This window comes from Microcoleus sp. B3-A4 (genome assembly GCF_036705385.1).
Lineage (GTDB): Bacteria > Cyanobacteriota > Cyanobacteriia > Cyanobacteriales > Microcoleaceae > Microcoleus.
The window spans coordinates 1-16529 of sequence record NZ_JAUBUI010000078.1 but is presented as its reverse complement, the minus strand read 5'-3'; the positions used below and the strand labels follow the sequence as shown (position 1 = coordinate 16529).

The following is a 16529-nucleotide window of genomic DNA, read 5'->3' as shown; positions in this document are numbered from 1 at the left end:
ATACCGATGCTGACGAGCGAGCTAGATACGCTACTTAAGGAACAAGCACTCCAACGCCAAGATCCTGAAGATCGCTACATTACCGATAGCGCCAACTGGGAACAATACGAGACACTGCTGGATCGGATTGGAGATGCGGCAGGATATCGAGTTACTTATTTAGATGGAGTTTTGGAAATTATGTCGCCTTCTGGCCGCCATGAAAGTCGCAAAACTGGCATTGGAAATCTGCTAGAAATTTACTTTGTAGAAGCTGAAATCGAATATTTTCCTTTTGGGTCTACAACTCTGCGACAAGAGGAAAAAAGTGGCGGTACGGAACCGGATGAAGCTTACTGTATTGGCACAGATAAAGAATTTCCCGATTTGGTAATTGAAGTGATTGTTACCAGTGGCAGCATCAATAAACTAGAACTGTATAGAAGGTTGAATGTGCGAGAGGTTTGGTTCTGGCGAAATGACCGATTTTCTATCTACCATTGGCGAGAAGAAATTCCGGTTGAATTCGTGTCAAACTGCGGTTATGAATTAATCACACAAAGCGAATTGCTGCCAGGAATTGATATCGATGTGTTGACAGAATGTGTAAAAAATCCTCACCCGTTAGCAGCAGCAAAGGAATGGAGACAGAATTGCCGACCTACTTAAACAGCAAGTTTTAAATCTGCTAGCTGTCGCAAAGACAATGAACTGAGCTCGCGTGCGCGCCCAAGTCCAAGAAAAAAACTCGCCAACCCTTGACAAGTCATACTCGTTATGAGTACGCTAAAGGAACCAAAGGAATTTAACCCAAGTACCCAAGAATTTAAAATCATGCTGACGAACCACGAAGGTCAAAGAGTACCCAAAGTCACCTTTCGCACTCGCAAAGACAACGAGTGGGTCAATGTCACCACCGATGATATATTTGCAGGCAAAACCGTAGCAGTGTTCTCGCTGCCGGGAGCTTTTACTCCCACTTGTTCGTCAACGCACCTCCCGGGTTACAACGAATTGGCCAAAGTTTTCAAAGAAAACGGCGTAGATGATATCGTTTGTATTTCCGTCAACGACACTTTTGTGATGAACGAATGGGCAAAAAACCAAGAATCAGACAATGTGACGTTAATTCCCGACGGTAACGGCGAATTTACCGAAGGCATGGGAATGCTGGTAGACAAAACAGATTTAGGCTTTGGCAAGCGGTCTTGGCGTTATTCGATGCTGGTAAAAGATGGCGTGGTTGAAAAAATGTTTATTGAGCCTGATGAACCGGGCGATCCTTTCAAAGTGTCCGATGCCGAGACGATGCTCAACTACATCAACTCCGCAGCACCCAAGCCGAAGCTAGTGTCGCTGTTTACAAAAATGGGCTGTCCCTTCTGCGCTAAGGCTAAGGCAATGCTGAGTCAAAAGGGCTTGGATTATGAAGAAATTGTCTTGGGCCGGGAGATCACAACTCGATCGCTCCGGGCTATGACTGGGGCTACAACTGTGCCGCAAGTATTTATCGACGGCAAGTTGATCGGTGGTTCCGAAGCCCTAGAGTCTTATCTGGCAGTTGCTTAGTTAAACAACAATAACTTAGCCTGCGGGTGCACAGTCCACACCTTACTCGTTGTACGGTGCGTACTGTGCGCCTTTGCCGTATTTGGAGGTATTTAGCCCGATCGGCTTTTCGCGTTAAAAGTTCGATCGGTCTATTGATCCATTCTCGTGCCACAATTACTGGGGAAGTAATATTAAAAACGCAAGAAATGGGAGTGAACGATCGTGGATTTGAGTTTAGTCGCGTCAAATATCTTAAATCCGCCCATATTAGCTTTTTTCATGGGAATGCTGGCAATTTTTCTCAAATCTGATTTAGAAATTCCAGCGCCCATCCCCAAACTGTTTTCGCTGTACCTGCTGTTTGCGATCGGATTTAAAGGCGGCGTCGAACTGTCCAAAAGCGGAATTGACCAGCAAGTTGCCCTGACAATTGCGGCAGCGATGCTGATGTCAATGCTAGTACCCATTTATACTTTTTTCATACTGAGGATCAAACTCGACGCCTACAATGCAGCGGCGATCGCAGCCACCTACGGTTCCATCAGCGCCGTCACATTTATCACCGCAACCTCCTTCCTCACAGCACAGGGGATCGACTTTGACGGTTACATGGTAGCCGCGCTAGCATTAATGGAATCCCCAGCAATTATAGTCGGGCTAATCCTCGTGAGTGTATTCGGTGGGGAAGAAGGAAAACGCGAAATAGTTTGGCCAGAAGTGTTGCAAGAAGCATTCCTAAACAGTTCAGTTTTTCTACTGATTGGCAGCCTAATTATGGGCATAATGACAGGAGAACATGGTTGGGAAGTTATGAGCCCGTTTACTCAAGACTTGTTTTACGGGGTTTTGACTTTTTTCTTGCTAGACATGGGGCTGGTTGCCGCTAGCAGAATTAAAGATTTGCAAGAAGCCGGAGTTTTTCTGATCGGCTTTGCAATCCTAATTCCCATAGTCAACGCAGTAATTGCTTTGGTAATAGCCAAATTAATCGGAATGCCCCAGGGAGACACTTTGCTGTTTGCCGTATTGTGCGCGAGTGCTTCTTATATAGCAGTACCAGCAGCCATGCGCCTAACTGTTCCCGAAGCGAATCCAAGTCTTTACATTTCAACTGCCTTAGCAGTGACATTTCCATTTAATATCATTGTAGGCATTCCCCTGTATCTATACGGAATAAATATGTTTTGGAGGTGAGATGATGGAGTCAGTAAAAAGAGTAGAAATCATAGCCCACTCAGTAGAACTCGGCAAGATTTTAGACGGTTTAGACAAAGCTGGCGTACCCGGTTATTCGGTGATTCGTGATGTCGCGGGAAAAAGTACCAGAGATCACGTTTCCCGCAATTCATCAATGACGGCGCTGGATAACATTTATGTGCTTGCTTTTTGTTCACCAGCTCAAGTTTCAGCAGTTGCAGAAAACATTAGACCCGTACTCAATAAATTTGGTGGGTCGTGTTTTATTTCAGATGCGGTGGAATTGCTAATTACTAGGTGCGTCGGGTAGTTATTAGTCATTAGTGATTGGTGATTATACCAATTCGGAAAAGTAGAGCTACATATAGATGGTACGCCATATCTGTAGGGACACGGCCTTGCTGTGTCCTTGCGCGTATCTGCGAGTTTAACCGTAAGGTTCGGGCCCAGAAAGTCGCCACAGGTGAGAATACCAATCCGTTTTGGATTTTGCAGAAGTTTTTTATTATTACTTTAGCCTGATTTAAAAAAGCCTATTTGGAAAATAATTTCTGTCTATTATAGCACTTTTACAATCATCAGCTTTCAGCCCTCAGCCATTAGCCAGCGGTCATTTCAGGATTAATTGCCCTTCGTCACCGGGGTAGAATTCAGAATTATTAAGATATAGAAAAGAATCCGTTGCAAAAATCAGTTAGCGTGGTAAATTCTAAGCCACAACAGGCGATCCTCTTCGAGGGCTTCGCTAACGCCCGATCGACTAACGATATTTTCAATAGGAGTTTAAACATGGCTGCATTAAAAGTTGGCATCAACGGATTTGGTCGCATCGGACGGCTAGTTATGCGTGCCGGCATCAAAAACCCCAACATCGAATTTGTCGGCATTAATGACTTAGTTTCGCCAGACAACCTGGCTTATCTTTTCAAATACGACTCCACCCACGGCATTTACGACGGCGAAGTTGAAAGCAAACCAGACGGGATTGTCGTTGACGGAAATTTTATCCCCTGTACAGCGATTAGAAATCCTGCCGAATTGCCTTGGGGTAAATCCGGCGCAGATTATGTTGTAGAATCTACCGGATTGTTTACAGATTTTGAAGGCGCATCAAAACACTTGACGGCGGGCGCAAAACGAGTAATACTTTCAGCACCGACAAAAGATCCTGAAAAAGTACCAACATATCTAGTAGGCGTCAACCACAACAAATTTGACCAGGCAAAAGATACTGTTGTTTCCAATGCTAGCTGTACGACGAATTGTTTAGCACCAATTGCCAAAGTTATCAACGATAACTTCGGATTGGAAGAAGGTTTAATGACTACAGTTCACGCAATGACAGCTACTCAACCAACTGTAGACGGCCCCAGCCAAAAAGATTGGCGGGGAGGACGCGGGGCGGCTCAAAATATTATTCCATCTTCGACCGGTGCAGCAAAAGCTGTCACTTTGGTGTTGCCAGAATTGAAAGGAAAATTGACTGGAATGGCTTTGCGCGTGCCAACTCCCGACGTGTCTGTAGTTGACCTTACTTTCAAAACGGCGAAGGAAACTAGCTATAAAGAAATTTGCGAGGCCATGAAAAAAGCTTCGGAGGGCGAACTCAAAGGCATTCTCGGATATACTGAGGATGCGGTGGTTTCGACAGATTTTCAGGGCGACGCGCGATCGAGCATTTTCGATGCAGGTGCGGGAATTGAACTGAATTCTAAGTTTTTCAAAGTTGTTTCCTGGTACGACAACGAGTGGGGTTATTCTAGCCGCGTGATTGACTTAATGCTGTCGATGGCCGAGAAAGACGGAATTTTGAATAATTGATTTTTTGTGAGGTGGCATTTTGGGCGGGCTCGCGTGTCCACCCCACAAACAAATTCCTATGATTTTTTGTGGAACGGGTTCGCGTACCCGTTCCTGAGAATATTACCTAATGTGAGTTAAACTTTTTTTGTTTCCGATTCGATCGCGCTCATGTCTGAATTACCACCGCTGAATAACGAAACTATTTGGGCTATCCTCAACGAAGAAATCGACGATGCTGCCGTCAACCGATTAGTTTGGCAGTATCTAGGCTACCGCTGCGATGCGGAGACTGGTAAGTGGAACAGTGCTGATGTTGCACCCGAATGGCGCCAAGAGTACCCGGAACCGCCGGATTTTATCGATTCTAGGCCGGCGACAGTCAAATTGACTCGATCGACTCCTCCAGAAAACAAGCAGTTGCTGAAGGAAAAATTGGGCTTTAAAGGCTATAAAATTGGGGAATTTGGGCCCCGACAGACTCGCAGGGCGACGATGGCTAATTGGTTGATGGGTTTTATGGAAGCTGGGGTGTAACAAGAATTTTGGATGGCTGTGCGGTTGTTGCCCACCTTAGAGTACATAGATATTAGATTTTTTGGCAGGAAAACCAGCATTTCCCTCGCTACCCTAATGCTAGCAGGCGTTTCAGTCAATGCTATCGCCACACCAGCCACCACCCAACCCGCAACCCAACTCGCCCAAGCGACTGCCAAAAAACGCCTCGTCGTCATAGACTTCGACTACGGCACCACCAACAGCTATTACACTTCCTACAGGGGAGTCGGCGCCGCCAAAGGCATCAGCGAACTGCTAATCAACGAACTCGTCAACAACGGCACTTATACAGTAGTCGATCGTAGCAAACTCGAACAAGTGCTCAAACAGCAAAATCGCAGCGGCGCGATGGATGCCGGCACAGCAGCCGAAATTGGCAAACAATTAGGAGTTGACGCCGTACTCATCGGCACCATTACCAAGTTTAATATCGACAAACAATCCGGCGGCGGCAGTTTCATGGGAATCGGCGCCGGTTCACAAAAAACCAAAGCTACCGTTCAAATAGATGTGCGGTTAATCGGTACAGCTTCGGGAGATATTCTTGCCACTGCCAAAGCAGTAGGAGAAGCGGATCAAAGCGCTTCTAATGTTTCCGTTAGGGGTATTGGCGGCAATTCCAGCAATAGCAATGAAGACTCACTTTTGAGCGAGGCCGTTGACAAAGCCGTATCCCAAATGGTGACTAAACTGGCAGAGGTATCTAAGAAATTAGGTTAGCAATCAGGCATCATATCAAATAGGTTGATACCAAATCCGGCTTAAATATCCCCTTGATCTCGCTTGTCTGTCCGAGCCTACGTCGTGTCGCGTCAACTCCGGCAGACTTTATTTGTATAGTTTGAGGTCAAAAGGTTTCAACCGCCTCCTTCATAAAGGGCGTAATAAACCCGGATTTGGTATTAATTATTTTCCGGGCAATTGTGCTAACAGATTCGAGCTGAGTAAGCTATTTTAAACTCGAACTCAATTCACGAGAAATGCCACGCTTCAGCCTTGTTTGGCTGGTTCTTGCTGCTCCCGCCAATTGCCTAAACACAGGTACACGATCAAACCAATTAGGACTGATGTCACTACGGGAACTCCTTTGCCACCCCAGGTTTGGAGAAGCAATCAAGGTGACAACATCTGGATTTTGAGCTCGGAAAGTAGAATAAGCTCCGTCGAGGTGCATCGGACCGCCGTCGGGATGTCCCGGAGGTCGCTGTTGCAGTTCTTCCAGAAATCGCAGGAGGCGATCGAAAATCCTGCCATTTACAGCGTAAAAATGAGCGGTTATCACGCCCTTAGAAAAGGGCACGAGGGCGACAGGAGACTTTTGTTCCACCTCTTCGACGTGTCCGAAGTAGACGAAATCCCAATCTTGCTGACACAGTTGTTCGACGATAACAGCTTGGTGTGTTCTTAACTTTGGTGAAATTTCTAGGTCGTCTTCTACAATCAGGATATTGCTCAACCCCTGCTGTTTTGCCTGCTTGAGGATAGCTACATGACTGGAAAAGCATCCCCTCGCCCCAATGCTGGGGAAACCTCCAGCTTCGTCGGGGCGGATTGCAGGAAATATTTCAACCTTATGGGGCATGAGGGGCATTCCTGCTTCTTCTAATTCCTTGACTATGAGCTGGCGTCGATCTTTCCTCTCAGGGAGATTTACCGCATAAACTCCCTGGAAATAGTCTGTGATTTTCGTCATAGTTCGCTCTGGCATCAAGAATTTGATAAATCTTCGGCTCGCTGGACTTCGATTTCCATTTAAGTCTCTGTCTGCCTTAAATTCCTCTATCTTTAGCAAGAGGTATCTTCCTTTTTCTTAAACTTACTTAAATTACCTCTACCGGATCTAGCATTAACAGTTTAATTAGCATTGGGATTTGAGTCAGCATCAACGCATTTTCCCTTTTGAGTGGGGTTTAAGGCTAGGTTAGAGACTACTTTAGAAACGCCAGCTTGTTCTTGAATCCATCCGATTTCCCCCGGTTGCAGCTTGGCGCTTTCTACTTCAACTGTTGGCTTAACTGCCGGGGAAGGCGACGGACTTGCCACAGCTGCAGATGGAGTCAGTGCGGGTTTTGAAACTGTAGAAAAATCTTTATTTGGCTCGGGCTTGGGAGAGTTCGATCGCACTATTTCAGGAATCGAACAAACTTTCAATTCCAGCCAATTGCCTTGAGGCGTAAGCTGTTTGTTTGTCACCTGTAAAACGCTACCGGCTGGGACTGTTCCTTTGACAGTCAACTCACCGATTGCGACTCGCAAATCCAAGCGAGCGCCCTCTTTTTCCACTTGCCCAGCCCCAGAACTTTTAATCTCTATAAACGAGCCGATTTCTAAAGATTTGACCGGAGAAGGTACAGATTCAACAGTTTTTTCTGGCGTGCTTCCAGCTTTAATAAAACCGCGTTTCCCAAAAATTGACTCCCCGGCAGTATCGATCGCCCGACCCACCGGAGGGATGAAAAAATAAGCAAATACACCTCCCAAGCCTAATAAAAATAAAATTTTCAGCAGCAGCGAAAATGGGCTTTTGCTTTTTTCCGGCGGTAACAACTGCGTTTTTCCTTCAGAATTCCCACCGCCAAAGCTTGTGAGCTCGGTCAAATCCGTTGGCATATCCTCGCTGTCAGAAATTAGTTCGATCGGCGTATCTAAAGGTGCGACAGACAGTTCTGTCAAAGTATTGCCGTCTTCCCTCAAATGTGCTTGACAGTGAATTAAAGCAACAGTGACGTTATCGTGACCGTTTCTAGTATTAGCAATCTCAATCAGCCGATCGCGCGCCTTACCCAAATTAATGCTACCGTCGAGAATTGGCAAAATCTCCGCTTCCCAACATTCCTCAACCCGGTCTTTATCACTCAAACCGTCGGAACACAGCAGCAAAACGCAGTCTTCATCCACCGGAAAACGCTGCACAGTCGGGTGCAAAGTGTTGGACGAAGTAATCCCCAAAGCTTGAATCAGAGCTCCGGCGGCCACTTGTTCCAAAGCATCCCGGTAGAGAGAGTAGCCCAAACGCACCTCGCGGCAAGCCACATTATCATCGAGAGTAACTTGATAGCAGCCGGTGCGGGTAATCCAGTAAGCCCGACTGTCTCCGACGTGGGCGACGTAGAGTTCGTGAATGTGGGCTAAACCCATAACTAGCGTAGTTCCCATCCGCTGGCGGCCTTGGCGGTGTTCGCTGTCGTTGCGACTGGCTATCTTGTCGTTAGCAGCACAAGCCGCCCGTTCCAGCTTGGAAGTCAGGCTCAACGGGTCCCAATTAGCTTGATGTAGGGGCATTTGCTGCAACTTGTCGCGCAGCACACCAATGGCTTCTTCCGAAGCGACTTCGCCGCCGTCTTGTCCGCCGATACCGTCGCAGACGATCGCGCAAGCTTCCGCACCCGGGTTTCCTGCCAACAGCGTACCGCTGGGCGGATAGCAAGCATCTTCGTTGTGAGCCCGGGATCTGCCTACATCGGTGCCCGTGGCAATTTCAACGTGACGATCGTAAAATCGGCCGCACTTTGCCAGAGCTTTATCCAACTGGCTCATCAGTTGTTCGCCGTGGCGCACTTGACCGGCAACCATTTGCTGGCAAAGTTGCCTCAAAAAATTGGCAATAGCCGGGTGAGCATCTTCGAGCCACTGCTGCCACAATTTACCCAACTGCGACAAATGAGGCGGTTTGCGATCGGGCTGCAATTCCAGAAACCGCACCAATTGCCCTTCCACCCGCAGCAGTTCCGGAGTCAGCAGCGTCGAAGCCACGCCCTGAGCGATACACGGCTGCCACAACTGAGCCATTTGCCACAGCCAATTGAGCTGGCGCATCGCTGCGGCTCCTTTCCAGGATTCCGCCAATTCCGGCATTAAAGATTCCGTCACCTTCAAAATAGGCCCGTTTTCCAGCAGCCAGATATCTCCCGAGAGCTTGCTCATCTTGGACGATACCAGGCCGTATACTTGAGGTACGTGCAACTGATAGGCAAACAGTCTCAGATAAGGAGTGACAACACTCGGAATCTCATCGGGCAGTTCCGGCAAGTGTTCGGGTTGAGTATCGACAAGAAGTCGATCGCGCTTGACCAAGTAGCGACCAGCGATCAGATCGCCTGGCTTACACCCTTTGATCCCTTCACCTAAAGCCCATAAGTAGTGTTTTGCCACAGAGTTTTGCATAAGGGTTCCTGACGCCTTTGGGCAAGCGTGCTGATCTGAACTATTTTAGCGATTGAACCTCGACGGGTTGATACGTGGCGATTATTTGACACCCCCGCTTTCTCAACATACGGAGATTCTTAAGACTTCGCAGTCCTAATATCCTGACTTTTCAGGTTCCCGGGCTCACCACGTTTCCACTGTTGTGTGCGTAGTGATATCTCCTGACAATGTTTTAGGCGTGACTTTCCCCCAGTCCAGGGGTAGGTTTTAATGTCTTGTACTGACACAAATAGTCTACCATTTTGTTAACCCGCCGATGAATTTTGCTAGGAGCTTTCAGAGTTAGACGATCGCGCGAGGCCCAAGTCCTCGGCTTGAAATCACGCTGTTTTCAGCATATTCCTGATAGTGGCCATTTCCGAAGAAATCGCAGCACTCAAGGGAATTGAAATTTTAGACTAACTATAATGGTATGATGCAGCTACGTAGAAATCACCTGAGCCGACAGGTATAAATAAATATCAATTCTCGGTTTTCTCGCCAAGGGTGTTCGTTACCTCGTTCCCGAGTTTAGCAAGTAAAGTTAAATTTAACCTGACCCAAAGACGGATAAAAGCCCCCAGATTCATCTGTGGAATCCATCTCAAGTATAAAATCTACAATCTCACATCTCACATCTACTGACCGATGCCAGCCCGCGACAGTAGTCGTGGAGAGCAAAAAAAATTAGATATTAGTTCAAGCCCCCAGATTCATCTGTGGAATCAATCTAAAATCTAAAATCGACTGACCGGCCTCTGCAAGCTGTTGAGTATTTAACCATGCCCCCACATGAACCCAGCGCCTTTCCCAAGAATTTGCCCGATCCGAAGCTACTGCCTGCAGTTGAAATAGACGAAATACTCACTAGCATTCAACATTCTCACAGTTATTATTACAAAGTGATGAATCTTGAGGTTTGGGCGCTGGTGGAAACCTTGGATGGGATGTTTCCCGGCGCTTGGGGTCAGTTTATGACCAACCGCCAAGTTGCAGTTAAACAGTTTTTGGAACGCGATCGCCATCCTACTAATTGTCGAGTTGATGCAGGGGGTGCGAGGGAGAAGGAAGAAGGAGGAAGGCCCCTCGACTCCGCTGAGGGTAAAAAGAAGGAAGAAGCCAGGAGTCAGGAGTCAGGAGTCAGAAAGCAGCAGGAAGAAGAATAAAAGCAGATTCTCCCAATTCTCCGCCTCTGAGTCTTTGCTTTCTATCGAAGTCTAGAGCCCCCTTAATCGCCCTTAAGGCAGACGAGTTCTGGCACCCCCGACTCCCCTTAATGAGGGGAGTCGGGGGCAAGCTAAGAGGGGATGGAAAGTCAGCTACAAGCGAGATTTATTAGGGGTTTCAATCTTAAGTTGACACAAATGCCGATCGCCCGATCGCCCTTACAGGTGAATTTTCGCATCAACTTGAGGCAATCCCATGCTGTAGTTGAGAGCGCGACCGTTGAGATTGTAGCTGATTTGGCCTTTTTGTAAGAGCGATCGTACCAAGTGTTCCAACTCCGAACCGATACGGCGGAGGTTGTACTCGGTCAAATCTTCGCCCTCGTAAGCGTCTACGAGTTGGTCGAATTTGGCATATACCTGTTTGACTGACTCGTCATTCCAGTTAAGTTCGTTATCTGGGTCAATGTCGAGGGTCAAAAGGTCATTGCTGGGGACGAGTTCGTTATCTTCGAGGATGGCGGTGTATATGCGAATATGGCGGGTTGTTGACTTGAGCTGCATGAGTTCTTATGTGTAAAGATTTTTTGCTGAATTAATTGTAATGGCTGAGGAGATACGCGGGGAGGGCGGGCGATCGTCAATTTCTCGGAATCCCGAAATATTTTAGTTGTTCGGCCGTCCAATTTTTGTAATATTCAGTTTTCTCTAAAGCATCGGAAGCTGGCTTCAGCTTAGAATTTACTTGAACAGTGAAGCCCGGATACGGCATCCTCCTAGTATGAAGCCCGTCAATATTAAAATCTTCTTTGGGATGGATGTGAAAAGCCAGCAAGCCCAACTCTGAAATCTGATTATTCAGTTTGTCTATCAATTCTTTAGTTTCTGGCGCACTAATTGCATTTTTTTCGGGATTAATTACTACCATTATTTCAAATTCCGAATTGTAAAATTCATAAATGGATTTCATTATGGCCGAATCGCGATCGAACTCAGTCAGGGCTGAAAACCGCTCGATTTTGAATAAAATTTGATTAGCCAAGCGGGCTTTTTTAGCGAAGGGACAAATCGGTAAATCGCTGAAAACTGGATGCGGTAACTCGACAAACTCCGTCATCCATCTGAGGGTAGATTCTATAATTTCCGTGTCCGATTCATTCATCGACAATCTATGTATTTGATCTTTAATACTAATCATAATCTATTTCTAGGGCGATGCACACCCCACTATTGGTATCAATTTAAGACTGAAACCCATAATAAATGTCACTTCTATCAAAGTCTCGATCCCCCTAAATCCCCCTTAAAAAGGGGGACTTTGAGTGCTTCCGGTCCCCCCCTTTTTTAAGGGGGGCTAGGGGGGATCTCCGGGTCAAGAAAACACGCCCTGCTCCTGCCATTTCTAAGGACTCAATTCGTTACTACAAATATTAATTTATTCGTGAATTGTGCCATCTGGCATAATTGCACCTGCGAGTTTTGCCGTTTCCAGATTTGTCACCCCACTTAGATTAGCTCCCTTTAGGTTGGCTTTTTCTAGGTTTGTAATATACAAATTTGCGCCGCGCAAATCGGCCGAAGTTAAGTCTGCTCCACTAAAATTTCCCTGACTAAGGTTAGCTCCACAGAGATTTCCTTCACTTAATATTGCTCCGCTTAGATTACATTGAAGAGTTACACCAACCAGACTAACTTTGCTCAGATTAGCACCACGAAAATTTGCCCCACTTGTTTGTGCATTTTTCAGGTTTGCTCCACTCAAGTCTGCCGCAGTTAGGTTAGCAGACTGTAAATTTGCCTGCATCAGGTTTGCTCCTATGAGGTTTGCCGCCGTTAAGTTGGCACTACTCAGATTTGCTCCGCTTAAGTTAGTTTTACTCAAATTAGCTTGCAGGAGTAGTGAACTCGACAAATTTGCCTTAGTTAGATTTGTACCGCTCAAGTTAGCTTCACTCAGGTTAACTCTGCTCAAGTCAACACCAGCTAGGTTTGCTCTTTGCAGTGAAGCATTAGAATCAATTAAGTAAGCACCTGCTTTAATAGGGTCAAAGCCTGTGGGAAAGATAGTCTCTGCATTGCAAAGTGCTTGTTGAAGTTGTGCTTGTTCAAGATTTGCTCCTTCAAGGTTTGCCTTTAATAGGTTAGTATTACGGAGGTTTGCATTACTTAAATCAGCCTTCATCAATTTAGAGTGCTTCAAATTCAACCCTGTTAAGTTTGCTTTACTGAGGTTTGTCCTGCTGAAATTTGTCGTCCAGGACACATTAACAACGCTCAGGTTTACCCCACTGAGATTAGCTTCACTTAAGTCTGCATTAGACAGATTTACTTCATTTAAATTTGCATGAAGTAATTGTGCTTTACCTAAGTTTGATGATTCTAAATTAGCTTTATGAAGGTTTGCATGACATAAATTTGCTTCACTCAGGTTAGCGCCAGATAAATTTGCTTGAGAAAGTTCAGCACCGCTTAGATTAGCGCTACTCAGCTTGACTTGACTAAGGGATTTTCCGCTCAGATTTACTCCTGCTAGATTAACTCCAGTAAAATCTCTTTCTCTCTGATTATACCGTTGCAAAAATTCCTCAGCACTAATAGCTGGCTCCTGATTTTCTAGTGCAGAATCATCGATTTTTGCCTCTTCCTCAGATTCCACAGTATCCGCATTCACAGGAGTAGCAGGCGGCTGTTCTACCGCTTCGCTAGATACGGGAATCCCTGTCTCCTCGATCGCCTCTTCGCGCAATAACCGATCGACCCGATCGCTAAACCGCCTCACAACCTCAGCATCATCAAGCTTCTCACCAGCATTCGAGCTTTTCTCAACCGCATTCTCAACATAATACTTATCTACAAAACTTTGCAACCCAGCATTATATCCCTGTCCTACCGCCTGAAACCTCCATTCGCCATTCTTCTTATACAAACGTCCAAATTCTAAAGCCGTTTCTTGGGAAAAAATCTGATTTAAATTGTACCGAACCAATTCGCTAAGAGTTTCTCGGTTGTAAAGCCGGATAAAAGCATTTGTAACTTGACTAAAACTTTGATTCTTTTCCTGTCCCTCGTGAAGAGTCACAATAAACACAATTTCCTGAATCGCCGAATTGATTTTACTCAAATCCACATAAACCGTCTCATCATCTCCGTCTATTTGCCCAGTCGCGCTGTCTCCTGAATGCCGCACCGCACCGTCGGGGGAGGTCAGATTGTTGTAAAATACAAAATACTTTTCATCAGGAATCCGACCGTCCGCCGCTAACATAAAAACAGATGCGTCAATGTCGCAGTTTTGCGCTGTCTGGCTGACTTGCCAACCCAGGGCGATCGCAATTTTACTGAAATCAGGAGTTTCTTTAGAAAGATTGAACCTTTCACCCTTAGTTAATTCGATACTCATATGCGATAATTCCCTTACCTCATAAATGGTATTAATTATCTCATCTATGTTAACCAGATCGCAAATTGGATTTTATCTCGAAGACATCGAAACCCCAATTGGCAGAACCGTCAATTTAACTATTACCGGACTCATTCTTTTATCTTCCGCCAGCTTCATCGCCGAAACTTACCCGATTTCGGAATCTGTTAGAATTAATTTCCAAACTCTCGATACTGTTCTTTTAATCGTTTTTGCAGTTGAGTATTTATTGCGGCTGTGGTGTGCCGAAAATCGAGTTAAATTTATTTTTAGTTTTTTTTCAATTATTGATTTGCTGGCAATATTACCATTTTTACTGGGATTTGTCAACGTTAGTTTTATCCGAATTTTTCGCTGGTTTAGAATTCTCCGACTCATCCGCTTTCTGGAATTGAAAATTTCTATTTTCCGCATCAGCAGCGAAGATGGCGTGATTTTTGCTCGGATTTTGTTTACTTTGCTGGCAATAATTTTTGTTTATTCTGGTTTGATTTATCAAGTCGAACATCCGGCAAATCCCGAAAGTTTTGGGACTTTTTTGGATGCTGTTTATTTCTCGGTTGTCACGATGACGACGGTGGGGTTTGGCGATGTTACTCCGATTTCGGAATCCGGCCGTTTTCTGACTATTTTGATGATTTTGACGGGAATTGCTCTGATTCCTTGGCAATTGGGAGATTTGATTAAACAATTAGTGAAAAGTGCTAATCACGGAGAAGCTGTTTGTACAGGTTGCGGTTGGTCTGTACACGATGCTAATGCTAGATTTTGTAAAATGTGCGGCAGTCAATTAGATAATGGTTGAGTGTTGACTGTTGACTGTTGACTGTTGACTGTTGACTGTTGACTGTAGTACAGATAACGGGTAGGGAAACCGCATTGCCGTGTCCTGTACTTCATAAATCAGGAATAAACTGTAACTTCTTCCCTCTTGCTTCTTGCTTCTTCCTTCTATCCTTTACATCCGTTACATCCGTTACATCCGTTACACAATCCGTTGCCGAACTTCCTTCTTCCTTCTATCATTTACATCCGTTACATCCGTTACATCCGTTACACAATCCGTTGCCGAACTTCCCTCTTCCTTCTTTAAGCTAAGGGTAACAAAATTTCAAATTCAGTGCCGCTGCCTAATTCCGATCGCATTCTGAATGCACCGCCGTGTTTGCCCGTCACTATTTGATAGCTAACTGCTAAACTGGTTTCTTTGAGGGCGCGTTTTTCAGTAGAAAATGATTCTATAATTTTTTTGTACTTGCTAGGTGACATTCCTGGCCCGTTATCTGCTATGCAAATCGAAACCCACCGAACATGAAGTTTATCTAAATCCGGCGCCGGTTCGGGACAGCAGACTTGAGTTGTGATTTCAATTTTAGGCTGGCGAGCGGCGTCTCTGAGTCCTCCACCTTTGAACTCTTTCGCCAATTCTTGACCGACTGCTTCATTAATTAATGTATTAATAGCATTGGTCAAGATATTCATAAATACTTGGTTTAGTTGGCCTGCATAGCAGGGCACTGGCGGCAGGTAGCCGTAGTTTTTCACTACTTTAATTTCCCTGGTCAAACGACTTTTGAGCAGCAAAAGTATGCTGTCTATGTTGGCGTGCAAGTCGGTCGGTTTGGGATAAATATCGTCGATGTGGCAGAAGTTTTGCAAACTGGTTGCCAACTTGCTCAAACGTTCGGCTCCCGATTTGATGCTGGCAACAGTTCGGAGGAAATCGTTTTGCAAAAAGTCATAGTCGATCTCTTCCTTGAGCTGTGCTATTTCCGGCGGGGGGTCGGTACAGTATGCGTCGTAAACAGAGAGCAATTCCATCAAGTTTTTGCTGTAGTCGCTTACGTAGGTTAAATTCCCCCAGATAAAGCCTACCGGATCTAAAATTTCGTGGGCTACTCCGTTGACTAAACGCCCTAAACTAGCCATTTTTTCGCTTTGAATCATTTGAGTTTGGGCTCTTTCGTAGCGGACTTGAGTTTCTATGCCGCGAATTTGCCAGTAGGCGATGTTTAGCGCGTTAGGGTCTAAGAGCCGATAAGATTGGGAGTCTATTTGGACGACGATTGGTTCTGACTGCAATTCGGGCGATCGACGCAGAGCTTGTGGAGCTGCTGCCAAAATGGTTGTACTCTCTGGGACTAATAATATTTCGACGCGAGCGTAACTGTAGAGAACTTTTAGCGGTAGGTGCAAAAATAGCTCGGGGCCTTGGGGTTTGAGCAAGTATTCCAGCAGTTGCCGGCGGGATATCATGCCAGCAAACTCTCCTGCTTCCATCAAGACGACACCCGGCACTAGGGGATACTGCTCAAACATTTCGGCAACTGCCACAGCCAAGCAGCTCGATTTAACCTGAAAGTCATACAGGGGCAAATCCCAGAGGGTAGACTCTAGGGAAAGGTCTTGATGGCTGCCTTCGGAGACTGAAGGGCCAATGAGTTTGGAACTGAATTTATTTGCCACTGGAACTTTTAGTTGCCGAAACGCTGGGAAAGTGAAATGAGAACCTACTACTAAGCTACCCTATCATTTCACCGCAGGAGCGAACAACCGAGAATATTCTTGAGTTAATCATGTTGTGCCAACTATAGGCCAATGGCACTGAAAAAGTCTCAATCACGCCCTCCGTTTAGATTTCAAGACAGAGCGAGGTTCCTGCATTCGAGGAT

General features: G+C 45.7%; 15 protein-coding genes. 9 read left to right on the top strand and 6 right to left on the bottom strand.

Going from position 1 to position 16529, the window contains the following annotated elements; genetic code table 11:
* Positions 1-6: 6 nt before the first annotated feature.
* The 7 genes from QUB33_RS23430 (at position 7) to QUB33_RS23400 (ending at position 5805) form a co-directional block, all read left to right on the top strand.
* On the top strand, positions 7-648 hold the full coding sequence (locus QUB33_RS23430; RefSeq protein WP_333354997.1) for a Uma2 family endonuclease: 642 nt from the start codon (positions 7-9) through the stop codon (positions 646-648).
* A 165-nt stretch (positions 649-813) separates the two neighbouring features.
* Positions 814-1548, top strand: a complete 735-nt coding sequence (locus tag QUB33_RS23425) for a glutathione peroxidase (RefSeq protein ID WP_333355014.1) — start codon at positions 814-816, stop codon at positions 1546-1548.
* 204 nt (positions 1549-1752) lie between these two features.
* Positions 1753-2724, top strand: a complete 972-nt coding sequence (locus tag QUB33_RS23420; protein WP_333354994.1) for a sodium-dependent bicarbonate transport family permease — start codon at positions 1753-1755, stop codon at positions 2722-2724.
* Between the two features lies 1 nt (position 2725).
* Entirely contained in the window at positions 2726-3037 is a 312-nt protein-coding gene (locus QUB33_RS23415) for a P-II family nitrogen regulator (RefSeq protein WP_333218105.1), read from the top strand.
* A 479-nt stretch (positions 3038-3516) separates the two neighbouring features.
* Complete coding sequence (gene gap / locus QUB33_RS23410) at positions 3517-4548, top strand: type I glyceraldehyde-3-phosphate dehydrogenase (protein ID WP_333354991.1); 1032 nt, start codon at positions 3517-3519, stop codon at positions 4546-4548.
* 150 nt (positions 4549-4698) lie between these two features.
* On the top strand, positions 4699-5064 hold the full coding sequence (locus QUB33_RS23405; protein ID WP_333354988.1) for a DUF1823 family protein: 366 nt from the start codon (positions 4699-4701) through the stop codon (positions 5062-5064).
* Between the two features lie 12 nt (positions 5065-5076).
* On the top strand, positions 5077-5805 hold the full coding sequence (locus tag QUB33_RS23400; protein ID WP_333354985.1) for an LPS assembly lipoprotein LptE: 729 nt from the start codon (positions 5077-5079) through the stop codon (positions 5803-5805).
* A 229-nt stretch (positions 5806-6034) separates the two neighbouring features.
* On the opposite strand, the gene QUB33_RS23395 is transcribed toward QUB33_RS23400, so the two are convergent.
* Together QUB33_RS23395 and QUB33_RS23390 are read right to left on the bottom strand one after the other, a co-directional pair.
* Positions 6035-6778 carry a glycosyltransferase family 25 protein gene (locus tag QUB33_RS23395; RefSeq protein ID WP_333354982.1) on the bottom strand — a complete coding sequence of 248 codons (744 nt, stop codon included), beginning with the start codon at positions 6776-6778 and terminating at the stop codon, positions 6035-6037.
* Positions 6779-6939: 161 nt separating this feature from the next.
* Entirely contained in the window at positions 6940-9249 is a 2310-nt protein-coding gene (locus QUB33_RS23390; RefSeq protein ID WP_333354979.1) for a protein phosphatase 2C domain-containing protein, read from the bottom strand.
* Between the two features lie 803 nt (positions 9250-10052).
* Here QUB33_RS23390 and QUB33_RS23385 point away from each other — a divergent pair.
* Positions 10053-10436, top strand: a complete 384-nt coding sequence (locus QUB33_RS23385) for a hypothetical protein (RefSeq protein WP_333354977.1) — start codon at positions 10053-10055, stop codon at positions 10434-10436.
* 219 nt (positions 10437-10655) lie between these two features.
* Here QUB33_RS23385 and QUB33_RS23380 read toward each other — a convergent pair whose 3' ends face one another.
* The 3 genes from QUB33_RS23380 to QUB33_RS23370 all read right to left on the bottom strand — a co-directional run bounded on the left by QUB33_RS23380 (position 10656) and on the right by QUB33_RS23370 (position 13836).
* A complete protein-coding gene (locus tag QUB33_RS23380; protein ID WP_333354974.1) occupies positions 10656-11000 on the bottom strand; it encodes an NAD(P)H-quinone oxidoreductase subunit M in 345 nt (114 codons plus the stop codon).
* 76 nt (positions 11001-11076) lie between these two features.
* The gene (locus QUB33_RS23375; RefSeq protein ID WP_333354971.1) at positions 11077-11598 is read right to left on the bottom strand and encodes a hypothetical protein; all 522 of its coding nucleotides are present in this window, start codon (positions 11596-11598) and stop codon (positions 11077-11079) included.
* A 273-nt stretch (positions 11599-11871) separates the two neighbouring features.
* Positions 11872-13836, bottom strand: coding sequence for a pentapeptide repeat-containing protein (locus QUB33_RS23370; protein WP_333354968.1), 1965 nt, complete (start codon positions 13834-13836; stop codon positions 11872-11874).
* 46 nt (positions 13837-13882) lie between these two features.
* On the opposite strand from QUB33_RS23370, the gene QUB33_RS23365 reads away from it, so the two are divergent.
* The gene (locus tag QUB33_RS23365) at positions 13883-14662 is read left to right on the top strand and encodes an ion transporter (RefSeq protein ID WP_333354965.1); all 780 of its coding nucleotides are present in this window, start codon (positions 13883-13885) and stop codon (positions 14660-14662) included.
* A gap of 284 nt (positions 14663-14946) precedes the next feature.
* Here the strand turns inward: QUB33_RS23365 and QUB33_RS23360 are convergent, their stop codons facing one another.
* Entirely contained in the window at positions 14947-16323 is a 1377-nt protein-coding gene (locus tag QUB33_RS23360) for an ATP-binding protein (RefSeq protein ID WP_333354962.1), read from the bottom strand.
* Positions 16324-16529 lie beyond the last annotated feature (206 nt).